The 1,661-nt window shown below is 59.2% G+C and carries 1 protein-coding gene; it reads left to right on the top strand.

The genetic code is table 11. From position 1 onward, the window contains the following. Window positions 1–325 precede the first annotated feature (325 nt). Entirely contained in the window at window positions 326–700 is a 375-nt protein-coding gene (locus tag JIN78_RS16655) for a coiled-coil domain-containing protein (protein ID WP_200393128.1), read from the top strand. Window positions 701–1,661 lie beyond the last annotated feature (961 nt).

Raw genomic sequence — 1,661 nt, 5'->3', positions numbered from 1 at the left:
GGCTGCTCTCGTGATCAGTGGAGTCAGCTGCGAGCAGGATTGTTGGTGTGGCGAGATCACAGTCTTGCTGGGATGATGGCCGGGCAACAATCCCAAGGCGTTGCCCTGGGCTGGTATGGGATGCCCCCTTGGGGCGAGGGAAAGGAGCGTGGACCCCCTTGTCCACAGACAGGGCCTCCACAGACAGGGCCTCGTTTTTGGGCGATTCAGGGGGCACCGGCGTCTCGCCGGTTACAGAGTCCTCGTCGCGACGAGGTCCCTGGGGCCGACGCGACGTCGGCGCTCCTTTGACGCTGCTTGAGAGAATGGATGGTCCGGCGGCAGGGTGCCACAGGGACGGTCTTCCGCAGGAAGCGTCAGCGATATCGGCGGATGTCTCGGCGAGACATCCCCACCGCCGAATGAAGCCGACACTGAGGCGCAAGATTGGACGACTGTGATCGCTGATCGGAGCGCCGAAATCGATGATTTCAGTCTTCAGATCATCGATCTCACCGCTCAGATCATCGATCTCAGAGCTCAGATCGTCGATCTCACGGCTCAGATCATCGATCTCACCGCTCAGATCATCGATCTCACAGCTCAGATCATCGATCTCACAGCTCAGATCATCGATCTCACCGCTCAGATCGTCGATCTCACAGCTCAGATCATCGATCTCACGGCTCAGATCATTGCTTTTCCTCCGACCTTCCTTTGAACCACAGGAAACAAAACATGTTTTACCTGAGAATGTTACACGCCCTCCTTTTTTCGCTCTTCCGAGGAAAGAAACTTTTTCTCGCCGTCAATAATGTCAAAATCCCAAGTTCTGGTCTCAGAGCGGTGCCCTGGGCGGGTATGGGATAACCCGTTCGGGCTCGGGAAGGAAGCGAGGGCGTGACGTCGGAAAAAATCGTCAGGGAAGGCATGGTGCACCGGCGTTTCGGGGGTGGACGAAGCTGCGGCTGCTTTCGTGATCAGTGGAAGCAGCTGCGAGAATGGTTATTGGTGTGGCGAGATCACAGCCTTGCTGGGACGAAGGCCGGGCGACCATCCCAGGGCCTTGCCCTGGGCTGGTATGGGATGCCCCGTTGGGGCTGTGGGAGGGGCTGTGGGAGGGGCCGTGGGGTGGCAGTGGGGCGCCGGGTCTGCGGTGGGACGGGGCCGGTGGCTCCGGTGCTTTGTGGGTAGACGTAAGCTCTGGGGCCGACGGGGCGTCGGCGCGACGGGCCGAAGGCTTGTGCCCCGGTAGGGAGGCCTCGCCGAGGCCTCCGCGATTGGCCTGTTCCCGCGCTCTGGACCATTTGATGACCTTTCGCTTAAAAGTGTTTCCGAAAACCCTGTTTCCGGGGTGTTGGCCCGGGATGAGATGCTCGATTAGGACGCAAGAAAGGCACGTGGGCTGGGCTACCGGGAAAGCGGGCGCTTGTCCCCCCTCGAACAAGGGATTGTTCGAGGAGGATTTCTTCCGTTTCCAGGGGGAATTCCGCCCGGACCCCGGGGAAATGGCGATTGGCCAAGGGATCGTTTACTTGTCCCCGGGGGAAATCGATTTTTACCAGGGGGAATTTCTTTTGGGTCAGGGGGCATTCGCGTCAGGTTAAGAGCCTAACCGATTCGTAGCCAGCAAATTAGATTGGCAAAAACCACCTTTTTCCCTTGACAAGTCGAGCAGCGCG

The organism is Roseibacillus ishigakijimensis (genome assembly GCF_016595415.1).
GTDB classification, from domain to species: Bacteria; Verrucomicrobiota; Verrucomicrobiia; order Verrucomicrobiales; family Akkermansiaceae; genus Roseibacillus; species Roseibacillus ishigakijimensis.
Note: the sequence above shows the minus strand (reverse complement) of the source record. Positions and strands in the feature narration are given on the sequence as shown.